The sequence below is a fragment of the Flavobacterium psychrophilum DSM 3660 = ATCC 49418 genome (assembly GCF_002217405.1).
In the GTDB taxonomy this organism is placed as follows: Bacteria; Bacteroidota; Bacteroidia; order Flavobacteriales; family Flavobacteriaceae; genus Flavobacterium; species Flavobacterium psychrophilum.
Window position 1 is genome coordinate 1 of sequence record NZ_MUHE01000036.1, and the last position, 4,736, is coordinate 4,736.

The window sequence follows — 4,736 nt, forward strand, 5'->3', positions numbered from 1 at the left end:
TTTGGTGGAGTTGTGCAACAGGCACAGCGGTTTGGCGTGATTGGGGTTTTAGGCTGAATTGAAAGATGGTTTTGTACTTGGAACATTCGTGTTTAACCGAAAGATTACGCATCTTTATTCCCCAACCACGCCAAGCGCCAGGACGTTGCAAGATACCTTTTAGCTACATGAAGTGCCTAAGAGAAAATCTTAAAAACGGATTGCCTATGGGAAAACAAAAGAAAAAGTAAACTAATTTTTAACTATTTAAAAAATTCAAATATGAAAAATTTAAAAACAATCGGATTATTAATTTTATTAACAGTAGTAACAGTTTCATGTCATAAAGATGACCCAACACCTACACCTGTTGTTTCGCCTTGTGATTGCGATACAAGTACCACTATTGAAACAAAAAGTAATGTTACAGGCGTTCTAAAAAAGAACTCTGGCACTTTTAAAATTGATAATGTTACTGCAAATTATTATATACAGGTTGGTACTCCTCCTGGCATTACCTATTATTATTTAATATGTAATGATAGTATTTTAAGTGGAATAACAGTAACTGAAAATGTTGCAATTAATGTAACTTTTAGTGGTAGTGTTAAAGAGTTTTGTGCTCCAACAGGAATAATTTTTCTCTACCCAACTCAACAAATTAAATTAACACAAATACAACAATGATGAAAAAAATATTTATAATACTAGCATTATTACTCACTTTTGGCATATATAGCCAAGAAAAAGTGAGTTACAATACCAAAAATGAAGCCGTAAATTTTATTAAATCCAACAATTTAATTTACCTTGAAACCAACGAACCATTATCGAAATTTTCAAACGAAAAAATTACAGATAGTGGAGATAATTTTATAATTATTCAAACAACAGAGGAGAATTACAGAGAGAAATTTGAAACCTTTTCAAAGGCTTTCAAAAATGTAGAACCAGTTTTGATTTATGAAGACGGGATTAAACAAATTTGTTTTGACGAAATAATTATCAAAACAAAATCAAATTTAGAAGATATTTTAAAAGGAATTGACTACACTTTTAAAGCCAATGAATTTGAAAAAAATCAATATCTTGTACGATTAAATAATTATGATACTTCTAAAACATTCGATTTAATCAACACATTATTCAAAGACGATAGGATTGAATATGTTGAACCAAATTTTATCAAACTAAATGTTTTACAAGCACCACCAAATGACCCATTACTATCTTCTCAATGGTCAATAAACAATAATGGTTATCTTGGCGGAACGGTAGATGCCGATATGGATGTTGATGATGCTTGGGCATTAGCAACAGGTACAGGTATAAAAGTAGCAGTATTGGATGTTGGAGTAGACTTAACTCATCCTGATTTACAAGCTAATCTTTTACCTGGATACGATGCGATTAATGGTGTCCCTGGTGGTGGATATGTGGGTGCAAGTTTTCACGGAACAGCATGTGCAGGAATTATTGGAGCAGTTGCAAATAATGGTATTGGAATTGCAGGAGTTGCTTACAATTCTAAAATAATACCTATTCGAGTTGGTTCAGCCACATCAATAACAGTTAGTGCAGCAGCAACAGGTACAAATTGGGCATGGCAAAATGGAGCAGATATTTTGAGTAATTCTTGGGGAGGTGGTTCTGCATCAACAGCCGTAAATGATGCAATTAATAATGCAGTAACAAGTGGAAGAGGTGGCAAAGGATGTATTGTTTTGTATTCGGCAGGAAATAGTAATTCAAGCGTTGCTTGGCCTGCATTAAACCCACAAGTAATAGCTGTTGGTGCAACTAGTCAATGCGACCAAAGAAAATCACCAACTTCATGTGACGGAGAAACATTTTGGGGTACAAATTATGGCACAAATTTAGATGTTTCTGCACCAGGTGTGAAAATTTATACAACCGATATAGTTGGTTCAACAGGTTATGAAACTGGTGATTACGCACCAAGTTTTAACGGTACTTCATCGGCCTGTCCAAATACAGCAGGAGTAATGGCATTAATTTTATCATTAAAACCAACACTTACTGGAGTTGAGGCACGACAAGTTTTAGAACAAAATACTGATAAAGTTGGTGGCTATACCTACACAGCAGGAGTTACAGGTCAGCCAAACGGAACATGGAGCAACGATTTAGGATATGGTAGAGTCAATGCCTATAAAGCGTTGCAATCAATAGCAACTTTCATTTCTGGTGCGGATAAAATATGTACAACTCAAACCTACACACTTCAAAACAATTTCAATAATTTTTCAGTGGTTTGGTCAGTACAAGGTGCATTAACCTTTACATCATCGGGTAATACTATTACTGTTACTACAACTTCCACAATAGGTTCTACTGCTATAATAAAAGCAACACTTTCAAATGGAACAGTAATAACTAAAACCATTTCAATTGGTTCCCCATTATTACCAGCCACAGGTGCTGATAGTAAACCAATTTGGGTTCGTAAAGGAATGGCAATTGGTTTTGCAGTAACTCCAATTATTGGTGCTACTACTTATGATTGGTCAATTGTAAGAACCCCATATCCTGATTTTCCTACGGTTTGTGCGTTACCAATTCAAGCAAAATTTACACTCAATGGCACACAAACTATAAATAATACAACTTTGACAACTGTAAATATTAATGTTGGTACTTGCAGTAGCGAATATATGATTACTTGTACTGCAAAAAATGGTTGCGGTATAGGAACTGAAGTCTATTACAGATATTTAACAGCAGGAGCATCCGGAACCAGTCCATGTCGTAAAACAACAACAACCTTAAGCCGTTATAATGTTGCTCAAAATCCGTTAAAAGAAGGTGTTTTAAAAATTAAAATCGGCGGACCAAAAGTTGTTTTAGACGATGATTTGGGTGGCGACAGCCCAGGCATTGTTGATGGAGATGGACCATGCGAAGGACCTTATCCTGCACCAGTTTCAAAACCAGTTAGAACAATAACGGTACTAATTTATGATTTTAACGGCGAAAAAGTATATGCCAATAAGTTTGAAATCGTAAATGAGGATAAAGAAAACGGAATGGTTTTAAAAGAAGAACTTACTATTGATGATTTAAAGCTAAAAGCCGATAAATATATTCTTGTAATTGATGATGGCAATAAGCCCGAAAAACAAATTATTGTTGTAGAATAAAAAACCTTATACAAGTTTTGGGCGAAGCCCAAAACTTGTATTCTTTTTAAAATGTATGATATTCCTTACTGCATTCACGATATTACTAACTGCAAGTATGATATTGCTAACTGAACTTATGATATTCCATAATGCATTCACGATATTGCTAACTGCATTCATGAATTTTGAACCTGTAATTACGATATTGAAGCCTGCAAGTATGAACCTCGAACATGCAAGTACGATATCCGAACCTGCCAATATGATATGACTACCTGCCAATAAGAACCTCGAACCTGCAAACAGAATATAGCAACCTGCAACCAAACCGTGAAAGAAACACTGCCCATTAAGGCATCTTGCAACAAGGGTTTTGCAAAAAGGCGGTTACAGTCATCAATTTAAAGGTCAGTTTGTATTTGGAAAGTACAGTTTTTAATCCGAAGAATAGTGAATTTTTAATCCGCCTCTTCGCAAAGCCCCGACCGTTGTGCGATATGCTATCCAAAATCTCCAAAATAAGAAACTACAAAAAATATGAAAAAAATATTTACATTTCTAATATGTGCTTTTGTTATAATTTCTTGTAAAAATGAAAAGCAGAAATCAGCAGATAAGAAAAGTACCGAAATTCAAAAAGTACAACAAAAAATTATTGATGAAAATAATTCAATTCAAAAAATTGAAGTACAGAAAAATCCAAATGATTTTATACCAAATGGCTACATAATTCATAAATATGAAGGTGGAATTTCAGCAAGCGGCTGGGAGGAAATAAAAGGCGATTTAAATAAAGACGGAATTGAAGACGTTGTACTTATCATTAAAGGAACGGACAAAAATAAAACTGTAATTGACGAAAACCGTGGAAAATTAGATCGAAACCGAAGAGGAATTATTGTTCTATTGAATAAAGGTAATTATTATGAATTAGCTGCAAAAAACTATGATTGTTTTTCGTCTGAGAACGAGGATGGTGGAGTTTATTTTGCACCCGAACTTGATGTAAATATTGAAAAAGGAAACTTAAATATCAATTATGGACACGGAAGATACGGAAATTGGAGTTATACATTTCGTTACAAAAAAGGTGATTTGGAATTAATAGGTTTTGATTCATATTCTAGTCGCGGTCCTGTTCCTCAATTTGAGGTGAGTATTAATTTCTTGACAAAAAAGAAACTTACTAGAGACAATCTAAATAAAGATGACGATGGAGATAATTACGAAGAGGATTTCAAAGACACTTGGGAAATCATTAAGGATAAAAAAATTATAAAATTATCAGAAATAAAAGATTTTGATGAACTTGATTTCTGAAACATAAATTAACAAAAGCACAATCGCACAACAGCGGTAGCTGTTGCACAACCCTAAATTTTTGAAAAACATTTACAAAAACCATAAAAAACAGCCTCGTTTAATCCGTTTTAAGCGAGGTTTATTTTTGGGTTAAGTTCAATGTTGTAAAATTTTGATGCCTTAAAAACATACGTTTCAAGTTAAAAAGGATCGTTTTTAAAAAAGCTTGGTTCTTCCCTACTTTTTGGGATAGCACTTGAGTCAAAATACTTGGTTTTTTCACAACAAAGCGGACACTATCCCGCAAAGTGT

3 protein-coding genes are annotated in these 4,736 nt (G+C 33.9%); all 3 read left to right on the top strand.

The features are described 5' to 3' along the window. Positions 1 to 261: 261 nt before the first annotated feature. The 3 genes from B0A57_RS09625 to B0A57_RS09640 all read left to right on the top strand — a co-directional run bounded on the left by B0A57_RS09625 (position 262) and on the right by B0A57_RS09640 (position 4,442). A complete protein-coding gene (locus B0A57_RS09625; RefSeq protein ID WP_038466486.1) occupies positions 262 to 666 on the top strand; it encodes a hypothetical protein in 405 nt (134 codons plus the stop codon). Beyond that, positions 663 to 3,140, top strand: a complete 2,478-nt coding sequence (locus B0A57_RS09630) for a S8 family peptidase (RefSeq protein ID WP_080731695.1) — start codon at positions 663 to 665, stop codon at positions 3,138 to 3,140. Before B0A57_RS09625 ends, B0A57_RS09630 begins: the two co-directional genes overlap by 4 nt. Before the next feature lie 519 nt (positions 3,141 to 3,659). Next, entirely contained in the window at positions 3,660 to 4,442 is a 783-nt protein-coding gene (locus tag B0A57_RS09640) for a hypothetical protein (protein WP_202819393.1), read from the top strand. Positions 4,443 to 4,736 lie beyond the last annotated feature (294 nt).